General features: G+C 70.3%; 21 protein-coding genes. 14 read left to right on the top strand and 7 right to left on the bottom strand.

Annotated features, from left to right (window positions below; genetic code table 11):
- Positions 1–110: 110 nt before the first annotated feature.
- The gene (locus EAO79_RS02370; protein ID WP_124767646.1) at positions 111–521 is read left to right on the top strand and encodes a DUF4190 domain-containing protein; all 411 of its coding nucleotides are present in this window, start codon (positions 111–113) and stop codon (positions 519–521) included.
- Positions 522–632: 111 nt separating this feature from the next.
- Positions 633–923: a hypothetical protein gene (locus EAO79_RS02365; RefSeq protein WP_064294905.1), complete on the top strand. Its 291-nt coding sequence runs from the start codon at positions 633–635 to the stop codon at positions 921–923.
- A gap of 264 nt (positions 924–1187) precedes the next feature.
- Here the strand turns inward: EAO79_RS02365 and EAO79_RS02360 are convergent, their stop codons facing one another.
- The 6 genes from EAO79_RS02360 to EAO79_RS02335 form a co-directional block, all read right to left on the bottom strand.
- On the bottom strand, positions 1188–2204 hold the full coding sequence (locus tag EAO79_RS02360; RefSeq protein WP_124767645.1) for an MDR family oxidoreductase: 1017 nt from the start codon (positions 2202–2204) through the stop codon (positions 1188–1190).
- A gap of 102 nt (positions 2205–2306) precedes the next feature.
- Positions 2307–3131 (bottom strand): ABC transporter permease subunit, encoded by an 825-nt coding sequence (locus tag EAO79_RS02355; protein ID WP_124767644.1) that lies wholly within the window; start codon positions 3129–3131, stop codon positions 2307–2309.
- A complete protein-coding gene (locus tag EAO79_RS02350) occupies positions 3128–4033 on the bottom strand; it encodes an ATP-binding cassette domain-containing protein (protein ID WP_086475196.1) in 906 nt (301 codons plus the stop codon). The genes EAO79_RS02355 and EAO79_RS02350 overlap by 4 nt, the downstream gene beginning before the upstream one ends.
- Before the next feature lie 213 nt (positions 4034–4246).
- Positions 4247–5200, bottom strand: coding sequence for an L-lactate dehydrogenase (locus EAO79_RS02345; RefSeq protein WP_079706368.1), 954 nt, complete (start codon positions 5198–5200; stop codon positions 4247–4249).
- 183 nt (positions 5201–5383) lie between these two features.
- The gene (locus EAO79_RS02340) at positions 5384–5857 is read right to left on the bottom strand and encodes an SRPBCC family protein (protein WP_079706369.1); all 474 of its coding nucleotides are present in this window, start codon (positions 5855–5857) and stop codon (positions 5384–5386) included.
- Positions 5858–5869: 12 nt separating this feature from the next.
- Positions 5870–6853, bottom strand: coding sequence for a rhodanese-related sulfurtransferase (locus tag EAO79_RS02335; protein WP_124767643.1), 984 nt, complete (start codon positions 6851–6853; stop codon positions 5870–5872).
- A gap of 150 nt (positions 6854–7003) precedes the next feature.
- On the opposite strand from EAO79_RS02335, the gene EAO79_RS02330 reads away from it, so the two are divergent.
- The 5 genes from EAO79_RS02330 to EAO79_RS02310 all read left to right on the top strand — a co-directional run bounded on the left by EAO79_RS02330 (position 7004) and on the right by EAO79_RS02310 (position 11153).
- Complete coding sequence (locus EAO79_RS02330; protein WP_124767642.1) at positions 7004–8185, top strand: thiolase family protein; 1182 nt, start codon at positions 7004–7006, stop codon at positions 8183–8185.
- 33 nt (positions 8186–8218) lie between these two features.
- Positions 8219–8998 (top strand): SDR family NAD(P)-dependent oxidoreductase, encoded by a 780-nt coding sequence (locus EAO79_RS02325; RefSeq protein ID WP_124767641.1) that lies wholly within the window; start codon positions 8219–8221, stop codon positions 8996–8998.
- Positions 8999–9047: 49 nt separating this feature from the next.
- On the top strand, positions 9048–9881 hold the full coding sequence (locus tag EAO79_RS02320) for an enoyl-CoA hydratase/isomerase family protein (RefSeq protein ID WP_124767640.1): 834 nt from the start codon (positions 9048–9050) through the stop codon (positions 9879–9881).
- Complete coding sequence (locus tag EAO79_RS02315; RefSeq protein WP_064294896.1) at positions 9878–10702, top strand: NAD(P)-dependent oxidoreductase; 825 nt, start codon at positions 9878–9880, stop codon at positions 10700–10702. Before EAO79_RS02320 ends, EAO79_RS02315 begins: the two co-directional genes overlap by 4 nt.
- Positions 10703–10820: 118 nt before the next feature.
- Entirely contained in the window at positions 10821–11153 is a 333-nt protein-coding gene (locus tag EAO79_RS02310; RefSeq protein ID WP_079706375.1) for a helix-turn-helix domain-containing protein, read from the top strand.
- A gap of 149 nt (positions 11154–11302) precedes the next feature.
- Here the strand turns inward: EAO79_RS02310 and EAO79_RS02305 are convergent, their stop codons facing one another.
- The gene (locus EAO79_RS02305; protein ID WP_124767639.1) at positions 11303–11764 is read right to left on the bottom strand and encodes a hypothetical protein; all 462 of its coding nucleotides are present in this window, start codon (positions 11762–11764) and stop codon (positions 11303–11305) included.
- Positions 11765–12034: 270 nt separating this feature from the next.
- Between EAO79_RS02305 and EAO79_RS02300 the strand changes: the two genes are divergently transcribed.
- The 7 genes from EAO79_RS02300 to EAO79_RS02270 all read left to right on the top strand — a co-directional run bounded on the left by EAO79_RS02300 (position 12035) and on the right by EAO79_RS02270 (position 20942).
- Complete coding sequence (locus tag EAO79_RS02300) at positions 12035–13573, top strand: MmgE/PrpD family protein (RefSeq protein WP_241160962.1); 1539 nt, start codon at positions 12035–12037, stop codon at positions 13571–13573.
- A gap of 31 nt (positions 13574–13604) precedes the next feature.
- On the top strand, positions 13605–14504 hold the full coding sequence (gene prpB, locus EAO79_RS02295; RefSeq protein WP_124767637.1) for a methylisocitrate lyase: 900 nt from the start codon (positions 13605–13607) through the stop codon (positions 14502–14504).
- A gap of 124 nt (positions 14505–14628) precedes the next feature.
- Positions 14629–15753 carry a bifunctional 2-methylcitrate synthase/citrate synthase gene (locus tag EAO79_RS02290; protein WP_124767636.1) on the top strand — a complete coding sequence of 375 codons (1125 nt, stop codon included), beginning with the start codon at positions 14629–14631 and terminating at the stop codon, positions 15751–15753.
- Positions 15754–15821: 68 nt separating this feature from the next.
- Positions 15822–17648, top strand: coding sequence for a hypothetical protein (locus tag EAO79_RS02285; protein ID WP_124767635.1), 1827 nt, complete (start codon positions 15822–15824; stop codon positions 17646–17648).
- Between the two features lie 85 nt (positions 17649–17733).
- Positions 17734–18168, top strand: coding sequence for a hypothetical protein (locus tag EAO79_RS02280; protein ID WP_124767634.1), 435 nt, complete (start codon positions 17734–17736; stop codon positions 18166–18168).
- A gap of 124 nt (positions 18169–18292) precedes the next feature.
- On the top strand, positions 18293–18844 hold the full coding sequence (locus EAO79_RS02275; protein WP_241160961.1) for a thioesterase family protein: 552 nt from the start codon (positions 18293–18295) through the stop codon (positions 18842–18844).
- A gap of 148 nt (positions 18845–18992) precedes the next feature.
- Positions 18993–20942 (top strand): hypothetical protein, encoded by a 1950-nt coding sequence (locus EAO79_RS02270; protein ID WP_124767632.1) that lies wholly within the window; start codon positions 18993–18995, stop codon positions 20940–20942.
- Positions 20943–20976 lie beyond the last annotated feature (34 nt).

The raw sequence follows: 20976 nt of genomic DNA, 5'->3' as shown, positions 1-20976 counted from the left end.
CAGGGCCGTACGCAATCATTTGCCTCGAACAGGGCACAAAACGACGTCTGACCGGTATTCTAGGCCCGCTCGAACCTCCGTAGATCCGCCTGTTCGAAAGGACCACAGCCATGTCGACTCCTCCTCCCGGTGAATACCCCGGCCAGCCGCCGCAGGCTCCCCAGGCGCCGCAGCCCCCGAAGGACCAGTACGGCGCGGCTCCCGCGTACTCCGGCGCCGCAGCTCCCTCCGGCGACGCGACCGCCGGCAAGACGCTCGGCATCGTCGGCCTGATCCTCGCGTTCCTCGCCCCGCCGATCGGCCTCATCCTCAGCATCGTCGCCCTGGTGCAGTCGAAGAACGCGGGTGTCAAGAACACGCTGGCGAAGGTCGGGCTCATCCTGTCGATCGTCTTCATCGTCATCGCGATCATCGCGACCATCGCGGGTATCGCGATCGGTGCCTCGGCCATCTCCGAGGTGTGCGGCGAGCTCGGCTCAGGGACACACACGAGCGGCGGCACCACCATCACCTGCCCGTAACCCGGTGACATCCGGGCGATTGGGGAGTTGTCCCCATCGCCTGTCGGGTATCTAACCCACTACTGTTGGCTCGCGCCCGTGGCGCATCTACCATCCTCGAGAGGAACCATCATGACCAACGCACCCCAGTACAACGCCCCGCAGCAGCCGGGCGGCGCCCTGCCCGCCGACTACCCGGGCAAGACGCTCGGCCTCGTCGGCCTCATCCTCGCGATCGTCGTGCCGCTCGTCGGCCTGATCATCAGCCTCGTCGCGCAGAAGCAGTCGAAGGATGCCGGCTACCCGAACCAGCTCGCCAAGATCGGTGTCATCATCGGCATCATCCTCGTCGTGCTCGGCATCATCGGCGGCATCTTCTACGCCGTCGCGCTCGGCTCGGTCATGTCGACCGCCGGCTACTGAGTCTCAGCAGTCCCGTCGGCAGCGGCCGGTCGCCTTCGGGCACCGGCCGCTGTCGCGTTCCTGGAGCGCTGGGCGGTGTCCCTGTCTCAGGAGTCGGCCGCTGTGTCGCCCGGGTGGGCGTGCGCCGCAACTCTCCTGAGTTCGGTAGTGCCGGTTCGGTAGTGTCCCTGTCTCAGGAGACGGCCGGTGTGTCGCGGGGGTGGGCGTGCGCCGCGCCGCGGTCCTCCTGAGTTGGGGACGGCCGGGCCTGTTCCTTGGGTCCGATCAGGCGCGGACGTCGACGACGATCCGGCCGTGGACGGAGCCCGCGAGGACCCGCTCCGCCGCATCCGTCGCCTCGGTGAGGGAGACCGTCTCGGTCAGGGAGTCGAGCACGTCGAGGTCGAGCGCGGTGGTCGCGCGCTCCCAGGCGGCCTGCCGCAGGGGGAGCGGTGCCTCGACGGAGTTCACGCCCGCGAGCGTGACCCCGCGGAGGATGAACGGCATGACCGACGTCGGGAGGTCGGACCCGCCGGCGAGCCCACAGGCGGCGACCGTCCCGCCGTACTCGACCTGCGACAGGACCGTCGCGAGCGTCTGACCGCCGACGGAGTCGACGGCTCCCGCCCAGCGCTGGCTGCCGAGTGGGCGGCCGGCCTCGGCGAACTCGGCGCGGTCGACGATCGACGTCGCTCCGAGCCGCCGCAGGGCGTCACTCAGTTCGTCGACCCGCCCGGTCGAGGCGGTGACCTCGAAACCGGCGGCGGCCAGCAGTGCGATCGCGACGCTTCCGACCCCGCCGCCGGCTCCGGTGACGAGCACTGGGAGCCCGCCAACACGGACTGCACCGGAGGTCGCGCTGCCGTGCTCGAGCACGAGCACGGCGAGGGCCGCGGTGTACCCGGCGGTGCCGATCGCGGCGGCCTGTGCGCTCGAGACGTGGTCGGGGACGCGGACGAGCGCGTCGGACCGCACCTTCGCACGCTCGGACAGCCCGCCGTACCGGGTCTCGCTCAGGCCGTCGCCGAACAGGGCCACGCGGTCGCCGGCGCTCCAAGCGGGATCACTCGACGCCGCGACGACGCCCACGAGGTCGATGCCCGCGACCATCGGGAACGACCGCACCACGCCCGGCTTCCCGGTGAGGACGAGGGCGTCCTTGTAGTTGATGCTCGAGTACTCGACGTCGACGGTGACGGCGGCGTCGGGCAGCGAGGCGTCGGGGAGGTCGCGGAGGTCGACCGTCCGGGTGGGTTTGCCACCCTCGTGCTCGACCTGCTCGACGAGGTATGCGCGGCCCATGGTGCTCCTGTCTCCGGTGCGGTGACCGGTCGGTGGCTGTCCGTCGAGCCTACGCCTCGCCGGCGAGAGGCTGGCTGGCTTGAGCCATCGCGCCCGCCGTGCCTAGGTGACGTCGCGGTGCCAGGTCGTGGCGTAGCCGATGAGCGCGACGACGACCCCGATGCCGAGGAGGACGAGTCCGCCCTGCCACCAGGTCAGCGCGTCCTGCTGAGCGGACATCATCGAGTAGAAGCTCGGTCCGACGAGCGCGTCCGTCGCAGCACCCGGCAGGAACCGGCCGATGGACGCGGTGACCTCGGAGAATGAGGAGGCCAGGCGCAGCAGCGGCTCGACGAACTGCGTGAAGGCCAGCACGACGATGATCGCGCCCACCTGGCTCGGCAGCACCGCCCCGAGACCGACGCCGATCGCACCCCACAGGGCCATCGCGAGTACCGCACGGCCGATGAGCGCCCAGGTGTCGGGGTCGGTCAGCATCGGGTCGATGCCGCTGATGGCCAGGGCGCCGCCGCCGAGACCGACGGACGCGACCAGCGCGATCACGCCGTACAGCGCGCCGACCCCGGTCAGTGCCAGGACCTTGCCGACGAGGACGTGGCCGCGGTTCGGGTTGGCGAGGAACGTCGGCGTCAGGCTCTGATGCCGGAACTCGCCGGTCGTGGCGAGCGCACCGAGCAGGACGGGGAAGACGTACCCGATGCTCGTCGCGAAGCCGTAGATGAGACCGGGTTGGGTGAGCATCTCGCTCGTCGCCTGCGCCCCGGCCCCGCTGGACTCGGCCGCGCCCGGGATGTTGGCGAAGAGGAGCGCCGCCCCGGCCGCGGCGAACCCGACGTACACGAACAGGATGAGCGCGAGGCCCCACCACACGCGGGTGGTGAACACCTTGAGGAACTCGGAGCGGATGGCTGCCAGTAGTGAGGTCATGCGTGGTCCTCCCCACCGCTGACGAGCGCGAGGAACGAATCCTCGAGCCCTGATCGATGCCGCGACAACGCACTGAGCGGAATGCCGGCGGCGAGCGCGACCCGGCCGATGTCGATCGCCTCCACATCGTGCACGACGAGCCCCGCGCGGGCCTGGTCGAAGGTGTACCCCGCGGCGGTCAGCGCCGTCGCGAGCCGCTCGTGCTCCGGGGAGTTCACGACGACGCGCAGGGTGTCGGCGGCGTCGAGGCTCGCGAGCGTGCCCACGTGCGCAAGCCGTCCCTTCGCGATGATCACGACCTCGTCGACGGACTGCTGCACCTCGCTGAGCAGGTGCGAGCTGATGAGGACGGTCCGACCTTCGGCCGCGAGTGCGGTGAGGAAGCCGCGGATCCACTTGATCCCCTCGGGGTCGAGCCCGTTGATCGGTTCGTCGAGGACGAGCACACCGGGGTCGCCGAGGAGCGCGGTCGCGAGGCCGAGCCGTTGTCGCATGCCGAGTGAGTACCCGGCGACGCGTCGGTCGGCGACCTCGAGCAGCCCGACCTGCGCGAGCACGACGTCCACCCGGCTCGCCGGCAGACGCGCTGCCGAGGCGTGCACGCGCAGATGGTTGCGGGCGGTGCGGCCGGGGACGAAGCTCGCCGCCTCGAGAGCCGCTCCGACGGTCGCTGCTGGGACCGGCAGCTTGGCGTAGGGGACACCGCCGAAGGTCGCCCTCCCCGACGTCGGTTGCACGAGGCCGAGTAGCATGCGCAGGGTCGTCGTCTTCCCGGCGCCGTTCGGGCCGAGGAAGCCGGTGACCTTGCCCGGTTCCACGTGGAACGTCAAGTCGTCGACCGCCTGCACCGCCCCGAAGGATTTCGAGAGTCCATCGAACTCGATCGTCACGCCAGCGGTCATCCGGTGCCTCCCCAGGGGCGCGGCCGGATCCGCGCCTCGTCCTGCAACGCTATCGGGGCCGACACCGGTTGCGCATCGGCCGCTCGGGGGAGATCCCGGTGAAGGCGCCGTGGCCCCGTCTCAGGAGATGCCCGGCGTGGCGTGGGCGCATCGGGGCGGCGCGCCGCACCTCTCCTGAGACAGGGACGGCGGAGCCGAGGAGGAGGTCGGCTGCTACAGCCCGAGCGAGTCGAGCGACGCGCGGACTGCAGCGGCCGAGTCGGCGAACTGCTGTTCCTCGCGGGGCGACATCGCGACCTCGACCACCGAGCGCACGCCCGAACGGTCGACGATGCTCGGCACCGACAGGGCGACCCCGCTGACGCCGTGGTACCCGTCGAGCACGGTGCTCACCGGCAGGATGGCGTGCTCGTCGCCGAGGATGGCCTCGACGATGCGAGCACCCGACAGCCCGATGGCGTAGTTCGTCGCGCCCTTGCCCTCGATGACGCGATAGGCGGCCGTCCGGACGTCGGTCGCGATCTCGTCGAGCTGCTGCTCCGTGAAGCGCGAGCCGTCGGGCAGCTCCCAGTCGAGGATCGGGACGGGACCGATGGTCGCCTGCGACCACAGCGGCAGTTCGCTGTCGCCGTGCTCACCGACGATGAGTGCGTGCACCGCCGAGGTCGCGACACCCGCGCGCTCAGCGAGCAACCAGCGCAGCCGGGAGGTGTCGAGGACGGTGCCGGAGGAGAAGACGCGTTCGCGCGGCAGCCCCGTGATCTGCTGGGCGGCGACGGTGAGGACGTCGCACGGGTTCGTGACGAGCATGTAGACGGCGTCTGGTGCGTGCTCGACGAGTTTCGGGAGCAGCTGCTCGAGGATACGGATGTTCGTGCCAGCGAGGTCGAGTCGGGTCTGGCCGGGTTCCTGCTTCGCGCCGGCCGTGATCACGACGACGTCCGCATCGGCGACGACCGAGATGTCGTCACCGCCCGTGATGCTGCTCGACCCGGTGAACTGCGTCCCATGGGCGAGGTCGAGGACCTCGGCCGAGGCCCGCTTGCCGTCGATGTCGTAGAGCGCCACCCGCCGGGCGCTGCCGCGGATGAGCGAGGCGTAGGCGAGGGACGAACCGACGCTCCCCGCCCCGATGATGGCCAGTTTCGACTTCGTGCGAGCACCCATGGCTCCATTTTGGCAGGGGCGGATGTGCGCGGTCAGGGCGCGGCACGACGGGTGTCGGGTTGTCTCGATGTCGAGGTAGTCGCCCTTCGACAGGCTCAGGGACCGGACCGCCGCCCTTCGACACTTCGACAAGCTCAGTGGCCGGACCGCCGCACCCTCCGGTCACTGAGCCGCACCTATCGGTCACTGAGCTTGTCGAAGTGCCTCAGCCAACCACCGGTTCCGCGACTCGATGAGCCGTCGCAGGTGCCGGGTGAGCGCGACGTGTTCGGCCACCACCCCGAGCGGACCGAACGGCGCCGAGAACGTGACGTCGTCGAGCATGATGGTCCGCGCCGTCCCCATCGGGCGCTCGAGCGGTTCGAAGAGGTGGACGTGGCGGAACGTCCGGAACGGACCGGACACCTGTTCATCGGTGAACCGGTGGGGTTCCTGGAACGCGGTGATCCGACTCGTCATCGTCCACGGCACGCCGAAGTGCTTCGCCCGCCAGGTGACGGTCTCACCGAGGCCGATCAGCCCGGAGGTCACGCCGCCGACCGCCCGTTCACCGGTGTCCGCCATCGAGCCGAGGTGGGCGTCGATCGACCGCGAGAGGTCGAAGGCCTGCTGCATCGTCCCGGCGAGCTCGGTGCGGAGGCGGAAGTGGGCGGTCATGACGGTGACGGCTCAGGCCGGCCGGCCGGTGCGAGCATCGGTGGAGACGTCGGCCCCGGTGTGCACGGCGCATCGCGGGCCGCCGTCCGGCCCGTCCGCGTGCGCCTCGCACACGACCAACTGCGTCTTGCAGGAGGGGTCCGCGCAGTTCTGCAGGTGCTTCGTCGACGCGTCGCAGACGACGCAGTGTCCGATGACGGCCGCATGATCACTGAACTCGAGCGAGCCCCGCTTGTCGAACACGTACAGGGATCCCTCCCACAGGCCGTCGTCGCCGAACTGCTCGCCGTACCGGACGATGCCGCCGTCGAGCTGGTACACCTCGCCGAAGCCGCGAGAGCGCATGAGTCCCGAGAGCACCTCGCAGCGGATGCCGCCCGTGCAGTAGGTGACGACCGGCTTGTCCTTCAGGTGGTCGTACTTGCCGCTGTCGAGTTCGGCGACGAAGTCCCGGGTGGTCGCGACGTCGGGCACGACCGCACCGGCGAACCGCCCGATCTCGGCCTCGAAGGCGTTCCGGCCGTCGAAGAACACGACGTCGTCGCCGCGCTCCGCGACGAGCTCGTGCAGTTCCGTCGGCTGCAGGTGCACCCCGCCGCCGGTGACGCCGTGCTCGTCCACCACGAGCTCACCGGGGGCGCCGAAGGACACGATCTCCTCGCGCACCTTCACGCTGAGCTTCGGGAAGTCGCTGCTCCGACGCCAGGGCGCGGGTCGGTGCCTGGCCGTGCGCACGGGGTCGTCCTCGTCGAAGCCGGAGCCGTCGCTCCACTTCACGTCGAGGTCGCGGAACGCGGGGTGCTCCTTCGTCTTCCGGACGTAGAGCTTGCAGGCGTCGAGCTCGCCGCCGACGGTGCCGTTGATGCCGTCCTTCGAGATGAGGATGCGACCACGGAGACCGAGTGACTCGCAGAGGTCGCGCTGCCACAGCCGGATCGCCTCCGGGTCCGCCAGGGGAGCGAACGCGTAGTACAGGAGGATCTTCGGGTCGGCCACCGCTCAATCGTACGTGGCGCCGACCGCGGATCGTCGGGCCGGTCCAGCGGACACGGACGTTCCGGCCCCTCGCTTGTCGAAGGGCGACAACCGCCGCCGCACGCGCAGGCGCCAGGCCTAGGGTGGACGCAGACCTCGAAGGAGATGGCTATGCGCACTGCAGTGATCGTCGACGCGATCCGGACGCCGTCCGGCCGGGGCAAACCGGGCGGTGCGCTGAACGCCGTGCACCCGACGGACCTCCTCGCCGGCACGATCCGTGCGCTCGTGGAGCGGACCGGGATCGATCCCGCGGTCGTCGAGGACGTCTACGCCGGCTGCGTCACCCAGTCCGGCGAGCAGGGGCAGAACATCGCGCGGAACGCGGCGCTCGCCGCAGGCCTCCCGCAGGAGACGCCCGGCACCACCATCGACCGGCAGTGCGGCTCCAGCCAGCAGGCCACCACCTTCGCCGCGCAGAGCGTCATGTCGGCCGGCAACGACGTCGTCATCGCCTGCGGTGTCGAATCGATGAGTCGGGCGCCGATGGGCTCCAACGTGCAGCGGGCAGACCCCTTCGGCTCCGCCCTCCGAGCCCGCTTCCCCGATGGCCTCGTCGGCCAGGGTGTCTCCGCCGAACTCATCGCCGCCCGCTGGAACCTCAGCCGCGAGGAGCTCGACTCCTTCGCCGCCCGCTCCCACGAGCGCGCCGCCGCGACCTGGGCGTCCGGCGGGTTCGACGGCGAGGTCGTCGCCGTCACCCTCCCCGACGGTTCCGTCGTCACGACCGACGAGACGGTCCGTGCCGGGACGACCCCCGAGGCGCTCGCCGGACTCCCCGCCGTCTTCCGCGACGAGCGGCTCGCGGCGCGCTTCCCCGAGATCGCCTGGCGGATCACCCCGGGGAACGCCTCACCGCTCACCGACGGCGCCTCCGCCGCGCTCATCATGAGCGAGGTCCGGGCGCTCGAGCTGGGGCTGACGCCGCGTGCGCGCTTCGTCTCCTTCGCCGCGGTCGGGAGCGACCCGATCGAGATGCTCACCGGCATCCTCCCCGCCACCCGCCGCATCCTGGAGCGCAGCGGGCTCGGTATCGACGACATCGACGCGTTCGAGGTCAACGAGGCGTTCGCGTCCGTCCCGCTCGCGTGGCAACGCGAGTTCGGGGTGGACGACGACCGGCTCAATCCGCGGGGTGGGGCGATCGCCCTCGGGCACCCGCTCGGCGCCTCCGGGACGAAGCTCCTCGCCACCCTCCTCGGCCAGCTCGAGGCGACCGGCGGCCGCTACGGGCTGCAGACGATGTGCGAGGGCGGCGGTATGGCCAACGCGACGATCATCGAGCGCCTCTGATGGGCGCGCCCACCACGTGAAGGGAACCAGCACATGGATGTGACCGGCAGTTCGGCGATCGTCACCGGCGGCGCCTCGGGACTCGGATTCGCGACGGCGACACGGCTGGCCGGTGCCGGTGCGCGCGTCGTGCTCGTCGACCTCCCCGGTTCACCCGGGGCGGAGCGGGCCGAGGAGCTCGGCGGGTTCGCGACCTTCGTGCCAGCCGACGTCACCGACGGCGAGCAGGTGCAGGCGGCGGTCGAAGCGGCGGTGGCGCGTGGACCGCTGCGGGTCGTCGTGAACTGCGCCGGCATCGCACCACCGGCGAAGGTGCTCGGCCGCGACGGCCCGGCGGACCTCGGTGCCTTCGAACGCGTCCTGCGCGTCAACGTCCTCGGCACCTTCAACGTCATCCGGCTGACCGCCGACGCGATGCAGCACAACGATCCGGACGGTGATCCCGTCGACGGCGCAGGAGACCGCGGCGTCATCATCAACACCGCGTCCGTCGCCGCCTTCGACGGACAGATCGGCCAGCCCGCCTACGCCGCGTCCAAGGGCGCGGTGCACTCGATGACGCTGCCGATCGCCCGCGAGCTGGCGCGTTTCGGGATCCGGGTCGTGACGATCGCGCCCGGCATCATGGAGACACCCATGCTCGCCGGACTGCCCGAGGCGGCGCAGGAGTCGCTCGGGCACCAGGTGCCGTACCCGGCCCGCCTCGGCCGCCCCGACGAGTACGCCTCGCTCGCGCTGCACATCGTCGAGAACGGCTACCTCAACGGTGAGACGATCCGCCTCGACGGCGCGATCCGGATGGCGCCGAAATGACCGGCTCTCCGATGCCGACGAACCCATCCACCGACCAGGGAGCCACTCCGTGACCAGCGACGACACCATCCTCTTCGAGGTGAGCGACGGCCTCGCGCACCTCACGCTCAACCGGCCCGCGAGCCTCAACGCGATCGACGACCGTGCGGCCAGACGGTGGCGCGACCTCGCCCTCGAGATCGCGGAGCGCGACGACGTCCGGGCGGTCCTGTTCGACGCCAACGGTCCGGCGTTCTGCGCGGGTGGCGACGTCCTCGCGATGTCGCGGATGGGTGACGGCAGCGAGGGATCGACGGGCGCCTTCGTCACCGAGCTCGCCGACATCATCCACGAGGGCCACCGGACGCTGCAGTCGGTCGCGAAGCCGATCGTCGCCGCCGTCCAGGGGGCTGTCGCGGGCGGTGGGCTGGGGTTCATGCTCGTCGCCGACGTGATCATCGCGTCCGACCGGGCGAAGTTCGTCAGCAAGTACGCCGACATCGGCCTGACTCCGGACTGCGGCGTGAGCACCCTGCTGCCCGAGGCGGTCGGGATGCGTCGGGCGCTCGAGCTCACCCTCGGCCCGCGGATGCTGAGCGCCGAGGAGGCACTCGACTGGGGGCTCGTGACCGAGGTGGTCCCCGCCGAGCAGCTCGACGCCCGCGCCCGCGAGGTGGCCGCGTTCTGGTTGGCCGGAGCCACGGCGGCGTTCGGTCAGGCGCGGCGGCTGCTGCGCGAGAGTGTCGGCCGTGGCTACCAGGACGCCCTCGACGACGAAGCCCGCACGATCGGCGCGGCGATCGAGACGCCCGAGTCGGTCGCGCGCGTCGCAGCGTTCGCCGCCGCGTCGGCGAAGCGCGCCGCCGCGTCGACCACCACCACCCCGAAGGAGCCCACCGCATGACCACCCTCGCCGGCAAGACCATCCTCATGTCGGGCGGCAGCCGCGGCATCGGCCTCGCGATCGCCCTGCGTGCGGCCCGCGACGGCGCGAACGTCGCGATCCTCGCCAAGACCGACACCCCCGATCCCCGCCTCGAGGGGACGATCCACACCGCAGCGGACGCGATCCGCGAGGCCGGTGGGCAGGCGCTCCCGATCCTCGGCGACGTCCGCAACGACGACGACATCACGCGGGCCGTGTTCGAGACGGCCGGTGAGTTCGGCGGCATCGACATCGTCGTCAACAACGCGAGCGTCATCAGCCTCGCTCGGACCCTCGACCTCGACGCGAAGCGGTACGACCTCATGCAGGACGTGAACGTGCGTGGGACGTTCATGCTGTCGCGGGCGGCCATCCCGATGCTGAAGGACGCGGAGAACCCGCACATCCTGTCGCTGTCACCGCCGCTCAACCTCGACCCGAAGTGGCTCGGCGCGCACACCGGCTACACGCTCGCGAAGTACGGGATGTCGATGGTGACGCTCGGTCTCGCTGCCGAGTTCGGACGCGACGGCATCGCCGCGAACACGCTCTGGCCGAAGACGACGATCAAGACGGCGGCGGTCGGCAACATCCTCGGCGGCGAGGCCCTCCTGGCGAAGAGTCGCACCCCGGAGATCTACGCCGACGCGGCCTACGAGGTCCTGACGGCGTCGGCGCGTGAGCTCACGGGTCGGTCGCTCATCGTGGAGGACGTCCTCGCGGAGGCCGGGGTCACCGACCTCGCGAAGTACTCGCCGGGCGTCGACGAGTCGGAGCTCTACCCCGACATCTTCCTGTAGCGGCGGGCCCGCCCTGTCCGCTGACGGCAGAACGCGGGCTCCCCGAGCCTGGCCGAGCCGCGCCTACAGTGAGAGCACGCGGTCACGGAGCCCGCGCCCGCAGCCGGAAGGAGTCGCCATGTTGTACCGCGAGGCCCTCGGCGCGGCCCTGCGCACGCGTCGACTCGAACAGGGGCGCACCCTGCAGGACGTCGCGACCGCCGCAGCCGTCTCGACGCCCTACCTGTCGGAGATCGAACGCGGCCGGAAGGACGCCTCCTCCGAGGTGGTGGTGACCATCGCCGACGCGCTCCGCACCCGCCTCGACGCGCTGATGTTCGACATCGCCGACCGCTTCGAGACCGCGGCGGCTCCGATCGTCGTCGAGCTGCCCCTCGCCGAGGACGCGCTCGCCGACGCGACGATCACCCCGCTGCGCCCCGCGGCCGACCCGCAGCTGCTCGCCGCCTGACCCCGACCGTCGGCGATCGTCCGGACACGCTGGTTCGTCCCGTCCGCTGACGGCCAGCCGCTCGCTCGGCCCACCGCTCGCTCCGTCCACCGCTCGCTCGGCCCACCGCTCGCTCGGCCCACCGCTCGCTCGCCCCACCGCTCGCTCCGTCAGCCGCCGGCGAGTGCCTCGAAGGTCTCGTGAAGGAGCGGCTCGGCCGTCTCCCACGTCGTGTCCGCGTCCCAGGCACCGAGGTCGGTGACCTCGGTATGGCGGCCGGCCTGGTGCCTCGGCTCGGGATCGCCCGGGAGCCGCAGTCGCTGGGTGAACCCTCCGGTCGTCCGGTCGAAGTCGAGCACGTGGAAGGCGACGTTCCGGTTCCAGTCCTCGGACGGCCACGAGATGAAGTTCACGCGCACCCGCTCCGCGGACAGCGGCCCTTCGGCGACGTAACTGCCGGGGTGGTCCTCGCCCGGCGACAGGATGCGGTACGCACCGTTCGAGCAGTAGAGCAGCAGGGCCGGCACGAACGGCTTCTCCGCGAACAGTTCGGTGTAGTGGAGCGCCTCGGCTCGGATCACGTCGCCGAACAGGTGCGGGGTCTGCGGTGCCCCAGGGGTGTGCATCGGCACGGTCGTCTCCTTCGGTTCGTCAGCGGTCGGTATGCGTGTCACTCTGTCCGTGGCCGCCGTATGCGCGGTGTACGCGGGCTGGGTGGATGCGGAGAACGAAGCTGGTATTCCACGGTGCCAGGAGAACAGCGCGACAGCAGGACCATTCCACGTGAAATGTCCTGTTCCCGGGCGGTTCTCCTGCTGCGGCGCCACGGACCCGCGGGCGTAGGCTGGAGGACGCGACGCCCCGCAGCACACTCGGACGGGCCGCACCCGAAAGGAACACCCGTGATCCAGCACCACTTGCGCGTCCACCGCAGTGACGAGAACCTCGCCCGCGAAGGACAGCTCGCCTGGCAGCTCGCCCGCGTCGCGACCGATCCGGTGGAGGTGACGCCCGAGGTCGTCGACATGATCATCAACCGCGTGATCGACAACGCCGCCGTCGCAGCCGCCTCGCTCACGCGCCGGCCCGTCTCCTCGGCTCGCGCCCAGGCGCTCAGCCACCCCGTCAGCACCGGCGGCGACGGTGCCACCGTGTTCGGGCCCGACCTCGCCCGCCGCGTCTCCCCGGAATGGGCGGCCTGGGCCAACGGCGTCGCCGTGCGCGAGCTCGACTTCCACGACACCTTCCTCGCCGCCGAGTACTCGCACCCGGGCGACAACATCCCGCCCATCGTCGCGGTGGCCCAGCACGTCGGCTGCACGGGCGCCGACCTCGTCCGCGGGATCGCGACCGGATACGAGATCCAGATCGACCTCGCGAAGGCGATCAGCCTGCACCGACACAAGATCGACCACGTCGCACACCTCGGCCCGAGCGCCGCGGCCGGCATCGGCACGATGCTCGGCCTCGATCAGGCCACCATCCACCAGGCGATCGGCCAGGCACTCCACACCACGACGGCCACCCGCCAGTCGCGCAAGGGCGAGATCTCCACCTGGAAGGCGCACGCTCCCGCGTTCGCCGGCAAGATGGCGGTCGAGGCCGTCGACCGGGCGATGCGCGGCGAGACCAGCCCGTCGCCGGTCTACGAGGGCGAGGACGGCGTGGTCGCCTGGCTGCTCGACGGCCCCGACGCCTCGTACGACGTCCCGTTGCCCGGCGCCGGTGAGCCGAAGCTCGCGATCCTCGACTCCTTCACGAAGGAGCACTCGGCGGAGTACCAGGCGCAGGCGTGGATCGACCTCGCCCGCAAGCTGCACCACGAGCACCCGGAGCTTTTTGCCCTTCGACAGGCTCAGGGACCGCAGGTGGACCGCATCGTCCTCCACACCTCGCACCACACGCACTACGTCATCGGCTCCGGCGCGAACGACCCGCAGAAGTACGACCCGACGGCGTCGCGCGAGACGCTCGACCACTCCATCCCCTACATCGTCGCGGTGGCGCTGCAGGACGGCGCGTGGCACCACGTCGACTCCTACCGTCCCGAGCGCGCCACCCGCGCCGACACCGTCGAGCTGTGGCACCGGATCTCGACGGCGGAGGACGCTGAGTGGACGCGCCGCTACCACTCGCTGGACCCGGCGGAACAGGCGTTCGGCGGGCGCATCGAGATCACGCTCACGGACGGGTCGACCATCGTCGACGAGATCGCCGTCGCCGACGCCCACCCGCTCGGCGCCCGGCCGTTCGCGCGCGCCGACTACGTCCACAAGTTCCGCACGCTCGCCGCCGACGTCCTCGACCCGGAGGAGATCGAGCGTTTCCTCGCGCTCGCCGAACGTCTCCCGGAACTCGACGCCGACGAGGTCAAGCAGCTGAGCATCCAGGCCGCCTCCGGGGTCCTCGCCTCGGCACCCCACCCGAACGGCCTGTTCTGATGCCGGCCGACCTCCAGAAGGGACTGCGCTGATGCTGTACAGCGAGACCACGCCGGCCGAGAAGCGCCGACTGTTCCGCGAGCGACTCGCCACCGGTGAGCTGCTGCGCTTCCCGGGCGCGTTCAACCCGCTCTCGGCGAGGCTCATCGAACAGAAGGGCTTCGACGGCGTCTACATCTCCGGCGCGGTGCTCTCCGCCGACCTCGGGCTGCCCGACATCGGACTGACGACCCTCACCGAGGTCGCCGGTCGCGCCAAGCAGATCGCCCGGATGACCGAGCTGCCCGCGATCGTCGACGCCGACACCGGCTTCGGGGAGCCGATGAACGTCGCACGCACCGTCCAGGAGATCGAGGACGCCGGGCTCGCCGGGCTCCACATCGAGGACCAGGTCAATCCGAAGCGCTGCGGCCACCTCGACGGCAAGCAGGTCGTCGACACCTCCACTGCGCTCGGCCGGATCCGTGCCGCCGTGGACGCCCGGCGAGACCCGAACCTGCTCATCATGGCGCGCACCGACATCGCCGCCGTCGATGGGCTCGACGCCGCGATCGACCGGGCCAAGCAGCTCGTCGACGCCGGAGCCGACGCGATCTTCCCCGAGGCGATGCGGTCCCTCGAGGAGTTCGCCGCCGTCCGCGACGCGGTCGACGTGCCGATCCTCGCCAACATGACGGAGTTCGGCAAGAGCGAGCTGTTCACGACTCAGCAGCTCGCCGATGTGGGCGTGAACCTCGTCATCTGGCCGGTGTCGCTCCTCCGCATCGCGATGGGCGCCGCCGGTCGCGCGCTCGACACGCTGAACGACGAGGGCTCGCTCACGAGCAAGCTCGGTGAGATGCAGCACCGTGCCGACCTCTACGAACTGATCGACTACGAGGGCTACAACCGCTTCGACACCTCGGTCTTCAACTTCACCATCGACCGGTAGGTGTCCCCGCGCCGGTGAACACCACCTGGGTCTCCGCTCCCCGAGCTTGTCGAGGGGCGAGCCGGGTGCCAAGCTCGACCGACGCGCGCAGGACGCGCGCAGGCAGTACGCAAAGGAGCAACGCATGACCGAAGCGACCAGCGACATCAAGAAGGGTCTCGCCGGCGTCGTCGTCGACGTGACGAGCGTCTCGAAGGTGAACCCGGAGACGAACTCCCTGCTCTACCGCGGGTATCCGGTCCAGGAGCTCGCCGAGCACTGCAGCTTCGAGCAGGTCGCGTACCTGCTCTGGAACGGTGAACTGCCCACGGACGCCGAACTCGCGGAGTTCACTGCGTTGGAGCGGGGCCAGCGCGCGCTCGACGACAACGTCAAGGCGGCCATCGACCTCCTCCCGACCGAGAGCCACCCGATGGACGCCCTCCGCACGGCCGTCAGTGTGATCGGCGCGAACGACCCGACCGCCGAGACCAACACCCCCGAGACCAACGCGGTGAAGGCCGCGAGCCTGTACGCGAAGCTGCCCGCGATCGTCGCCTACGACCAGCGCCGCCGCCACGGCCTCGAGCTCGTCCCGCCGCGCGACGACCTCGGCTACAGCGCGAACTTCCTCTTCATGACCTTCGGAGAAGAGGCCGATCCGGTCGTCGTCGACGCGTTCGACGTCTCGATGATCCTCTACGCGGAGCACTCCTTCAACGCGTCGACGTTCACCGCGAGGGTCATCACCTCGACTCTCAGCGACCTGTACTCGGCGGTCACCGGCGCGATCGGCGCGCTCAAGGGCGCCCTGCACGGTGGGGCGAACGAGGCCGTCATGCACGTCTTCGACGAGATCGGGACGGCTGACCAGGCCAGCGCCTGGCTCGACGCGGCGCTCGCCGAGAAGCGCAAGATCATGGGCTTCGGACACCGGGTCTACAAGAACGGCGACTCGCGCGTGCCGACGATGCTCAAGGCGCTCGAGCGGCTCGCCGAGCACTACGGCAAGCCCGAGATCCTCGAGCTGTACACGACGCTCGAAGCGGACATGGTCGCGCGGAAGAACATCAAGCCGAACCTGGACTACCCCTCGGGCCCGGCGTACAACCTGATCGGGTTCGACACGGCCACGTTCACGCCGCTGTTCGTCGCCGCCCGGATCGTCGGGTGGACGGCGCACATCGCCGAGCAGCTCGCGTCGAACGCGCTCATCCGTCCGCTGTCCGAGTACGTCGGGCCCGACGAGCGGCACGTGCCGACCGACTGAGGGCGAGTTCTCCACAGATTCGGCGGCAGCCCCCACGGCGATATTCCAGATGAGTAGCCTCGGTCCTCGTGACTGCTCTGATTCGTGCTCCGCGCTCCCGGCTCCTGCGATCCACGCTCTCGGCCCTGGCCGCTGCGACCATCCTGCTCACCGCCGTGGGAGTGTCGGTCCCGGCGTCCGCCGCTCCGCCCGTCGGGTCCATCGCCGACCCTCAGGAGCACGACGACGGATCCGGTGACGCGGCCGGAGTCGGAGATGTCCCCAGTGCGCCGGACGCCGTGGCCCCTTCAGCAGGCATCTCGAGGGTGATCGGCAAGCTCGTCCTGCAGAACCGGTCCAGTGGATCCTCGGCGTACGTCGGGCTCTCCGCGCCGGAGTCGGGTCGGAACGTCCAGCGGCTGTACTCGTCCTCGGTGGGCGGAGCGGCGTCGCTCGCGGGAACGTATTCCCTCCCTGTCGTCGGTGCGGCCGGGCCGATCACCGGCACGGGAACCTCCTCGACGCTCTGCCTGACGCCCGCCGGCGACGGCTCCCGGGCGCTCGTCGCAGCCCGGACGTGCACGGGGTCCCCGTCGCAGGACTTCGAGTGGCGGTACGTCTCGAACAAGTGGGTCGCCGGCTACGCGCTGTACCCGGTGTCGAGTCCGTACTCCTTGGGCGGGACGGACAACGACACCTTCGTCGAGCTCACGATGGACGCGCTCACCGACGTCGTCGTGGAGTCGCAGCTGGCCCCGATCGAGCCGTTCGAGCTGCGGACCCCGGCGATCGGTGCCACGGTGGACACGCCGTCCCCCACGTTCAGCGGTATCGGGCAGCCCGGATCGTCCATCTCGATCCGCACCGACGCGCAGGCCCTGCTCGCGAGCGCCAGTGTCCCCTTGGACTCGACGTCCTGGTCGGTTCCGTCGATCCAGCTCGAGCCCGGCCGCTACACGGGAACCGCGACCCAGAGCGGGACCGGTTCGGATGTCCAGGTGCGTTTCGACTTCACGGTCCCGTCGCCGCTCGCGCCCGGCGCCTCGATCCCCAGACCGACGCTCGCCCCCGGTGAGTCCGCGGAGGTGGAGGCGACGTTCAACGCCGATGCCGGTGGTCAGCGTATCGACGTCTACCACCCAGCGAACACGCGGATCACCGCGGTCGACCACCCGGCCTTCACGCTCGACGCGTTGGGCATCGGAGGCACGCTGCCGGTCGGCACGACGTCGCTGAGGTTCACGCTGCGGGCGAACGACGACGCTCCTGTCGGCGAGGCCACGGGCGGCAAGGTCACCTACGGTTCCTCCCGCATCACGATCGCCGACTTCACGGCGAACATCGTCCGGGCACCGGACGAGCCGATCGCCCCTCTGGTGGTCGAGTCGCCGAGGCGCGGCGAGACGATCACTGAGACGACCCCAGTGTTCCGTGGGACCGGCGAGCCGGGGTCGCGCGTCGAGATCCGTGGCGCGTGGGGCGATGTCCTCGGGGTCGTCGATCAGGTCGACGCGAGCGGTGCGTGGTCGATCACGTGGAACAAGAGCCTCCTCCCGAGCAGGTATGCCGGAGGCACCGTGAAGCAGTTCGTGGACGGGGTGCCGACGCACACCTTCGTCTACGACTTCACGATCGTCCAGCCCCGACTCGTCGTCACCTCGCCGAGAGTCGGCGACACCCTCACCGGCACCAGGCCGGTGTTCACCGGTGCGGCGAACCCCGGGGCGCGGGTGCAGATCACGGGCGCGTGGGGCACCGACCTCGGCTCCGCGATCGCCGACCCGCGGACCGGGAAGTGGACCATCATCTGGCCGCGTGACTATCTCCCGGCGCGCTATTCCGGCGGCGCGGTGACCGAGACCGTCGGCGGCAAGGTCATCGCCTCGTCCGCGTACGACTTCACCCTCACCCAGTGAGCTGACCTTCGGGCCGCCTGGCCGGTGTCACTGCACCGGGCCGGCGGCCCCTGCTTCCCCCTACCGAGCCTCCGAAGGAGCACCCATGTCCAAGCAACCCACCCTCCTCGCCGCCGCGGGCCTCGCCGTCATCGCCCTCGCCGGATGCACCGACGCGGATGCGACGTCGACGACGAGCGCGTCACCGACGGCTGCCGCCGAATCCACCACCGGTTCCGAGTACACGATCCCCGACGTCGCCGGTGAGTGCGTCGACGGCACGGCGACCATTGTCGACGACAGCTCGAACGTGACCATCGACGGCGACTGCGAGAACGTCGTCGTGGAGGCCTCCAACAGCATCGTGACCGTGACGGGAGCCGTCGTGAACCTCTCGTTCAACAGCTCGATCACCCTCGTGAACGTCTCGACCGTCGACAACGTCACGTTCGTCGAGGGAGCCAACGGCAACAAGGTCGCGACCTCGTCGGCGCCGGTGGTCACCGACAGCGGGGAGGGCAACACCGTCGCCGCTGACTGACCGTCGGCGATCCGGCCCGGGTGTGTCGAACGCCACACGTCGCCAGGCGTCCCAGGACCCGGGTGTTGTCGAGTCAGGACAACCGTGGTGCATGACGCCGCGCCGGCGGGATACGGTCGCATCCGTGCACCTCATCTTCCGCACCATCGCCATGTTCCTGCAGTCCCGCCGTCGAGCCCGTCGCGGCGAGCGCCTCGACACCTGGGACGTCGGACGGATCCGGTTGCGCGTGCTGCCGACCGACCTCGACGTCCTCGGCCACATGAACAACGGTGTCTACCTGTCGATCTTCGACCTCGGCCGGTTCGACCTCCTGATCCGGAACGGACTCTGGGATCGCTTCAAGCGCCTGGGCTGGTACCCGGTGGTGTCGAGCGAGAGCATCACCTTCCGGAAGTCGCTGCAGCCCTGGCAGCGTTTCGCCGTCGAGACCCGGGTCACGGGCTATGACGACAAGGGTGTGTTCATCGAACACCGGGTGGTCGTGGGCGGAGAGATCTACACCCAGGCCCTCGTGCGAGGTCGGTTCCTCAAGCGCTCGGGCGGCGTGGTGGCGCTCTCGGAGCTCATCGAGCTCACCGGCCCGGCTCCAACCGACCTCCCTGCGTGGCAGGCGCAGTGGGCGAGGGATGTCGCCCTGCCGCCCACGAAGGCGTCGGCACCGAGCGACTGGTGAACCGGAAGATTCGGTCGACATACTGGATTAAGCAACTGGAATACTTGTAGGCTGACCGCGTTCGTTCGCGAACGCTCCGCCGGTGCGTCCGGACGGCCCTCCCTCGGGTCGTCTCGGGCGCACCCTTGCGAAAGGTCGCCCATCGCCCATGAAACTCCCCATCCCCATCGCCTTCGTGAGTCTGCTCGGCATGACGGTGAGTCTGCTCACCGGTCCAGCCGCCCGAGCCGCCGGGCCGGCGCCTGACACGACCCCGGCGGTGTCCTCGGTCGAGGGAAGGTTCGTCGGCCAGGCGTTCCCCTCCGGCTCGGACGCCTTCTTCGCGGTCGGTGGCTCGACGGACGTCCTGAACCCGGCCAGGGTGACGCTGCACGCCACGCTCGACCAGGCGCTCGCCGCATCCGGCCGCTGGACGTTCCCGTCGGTGGACGCGTCCGGTCCGGTCACGACCACGGTCGGAGGCGTCACGAGGTGCCTCCAGCCGGATCCGTCGCAGGCCTACAAGTACGTGTACCCGGCGGTCTGCACCGGCTCGACCGCGCAGCAATGGGGCTGGGAGGAGTTCGCGAACGACCGTGTCAGCGGATACGGCCTCGTCTCGAACGGCGGAGCAGGTGGCTTCCTCCGTCAGTTCGACGGCAGGCTGGCCGTGGGCGGGTTCGGCTCGGTCGTGGATGCCGACCGGGTCACCCCGGAGGGACTCGATCCCGTCCCCGTCGCCATCCCGGTCACCCTCGAAGCGCCGACGCCCGGTTCCGTCGTCCGGGAGCCACGTCCCGTGTTCAGCGGGCGAGGCACTCCCGATGCGGTCGTCGAGGTCCTCGACTCGTCCGGCGGACCACTCTCCACGGCGACCGTCACCGCAGCGGGCACCTGGTCTGCCGTTCCGACCCGTGATCTCGCGCCCGGAGCGCAGTCCGGCACCGTTCGTCAACGCTCTGACGACTCGACCGCGAACTGGTCGCTGACCTACCGCGTCGTCACAGCGGTGACGGTCCGAACGCCCGCACTCGACGCCACGGTGGACGATCCGCGTCCGGTGTTCTCCGGTCTCGGAGAACCGGGCGCGCGGGTGACCGTCCTCGACGACACGACGGGTGTGAAACTGGTCGACGTCGAGGTGGATGACACCGGCGCCTGGAGTCAGCAGTCACTCCGGACGCTCGAGCCGCGCGCGTACACCGCGACCGCTACGCAGGTCTTCGGGCAACAGCGCACCACGGCACCGCTCCGGTTCACCTATCGGGAGCCCGCGCCCGAGCCGGGCCCGGTCGAGGACGTCACCCTGCTCTCGCCCGCCATCGGGGAGACCGTCGAGACCGCAGACCCGGTGTTCAGCGGTCGTGGAGAGCCGGGCGCGACCATCCGGGTGATCGGTGCCTGGGGTACGGAGATCGCTGCAGCCGAGGTCGGAGACGACCATCGTTGGGCGGCACCGATCAACAAGAGCCTGACCCCGGGTCGGTACAGCGGCGGCTCCGTGCGCCAGGAGATCGACGGTGTCGAGCAGTCCCGTGCGCCGTACGACTTCACCGTGGCAGCCCGCGCCGTCGTCGCTCCGCTCGTCCTGGAATCGCCCGCGAACGGTGGTGTCATCTCCTCGTCCGTGCCCGAGTTCAGCGGCACGGCACAGCCTGGCGCGAGGCTCGAGATCTGGAGCGCCTGGGGCGATCTCGTCGGCACCACCGAGGCCGTGGCTGCGAGTGGGCGTTGGACGATCACCTGGAACAAGTCGCTGCTCCCCGCCCGGTACGCCGGTGGCACCGTCCGACAGATCGTCGGCGGTGTCGAGACGCACCGCAGCGCGTACGACTTCACGGTCGCAGCGCCGCTCAGGGTGACGTCGCCGAGGATCGGCGACACCCTCACCGGTACGCGGCCCGTGTTCACCGGCACGGCGACACCGCTGGCCGACATCGAGATCATCGGAGCCTGGGGCACCCGACTCGGGACGACGAAGGCCGATTCCTCGGGCTCGTGGACCGTCGAATGGAGTCGGGACTACCTCCCCGGCCGCTACCAGGGCGGACGCGTCGAGCAACGCGTGAACGGAACGTTCATCGATCAGGCCGGGTATGACTTCCGCCTGGTGCGATAGCGGATCGGCGGCGGTCGGGGCGTCTTCGCGATCC

It is taken from the genome of Plantibacter sp. PA-3-X8 (assembly GCF_003856975.1).
Lineage (GTDB): Bacteria > Actinomycetota > Actinomycetes > Actinomycetales > Microbacteriaceae > Plantibacter > Plantibacter auratus.
This window is presented reverse-complemented; position numbering and strand designations above follow the sequence as displayed.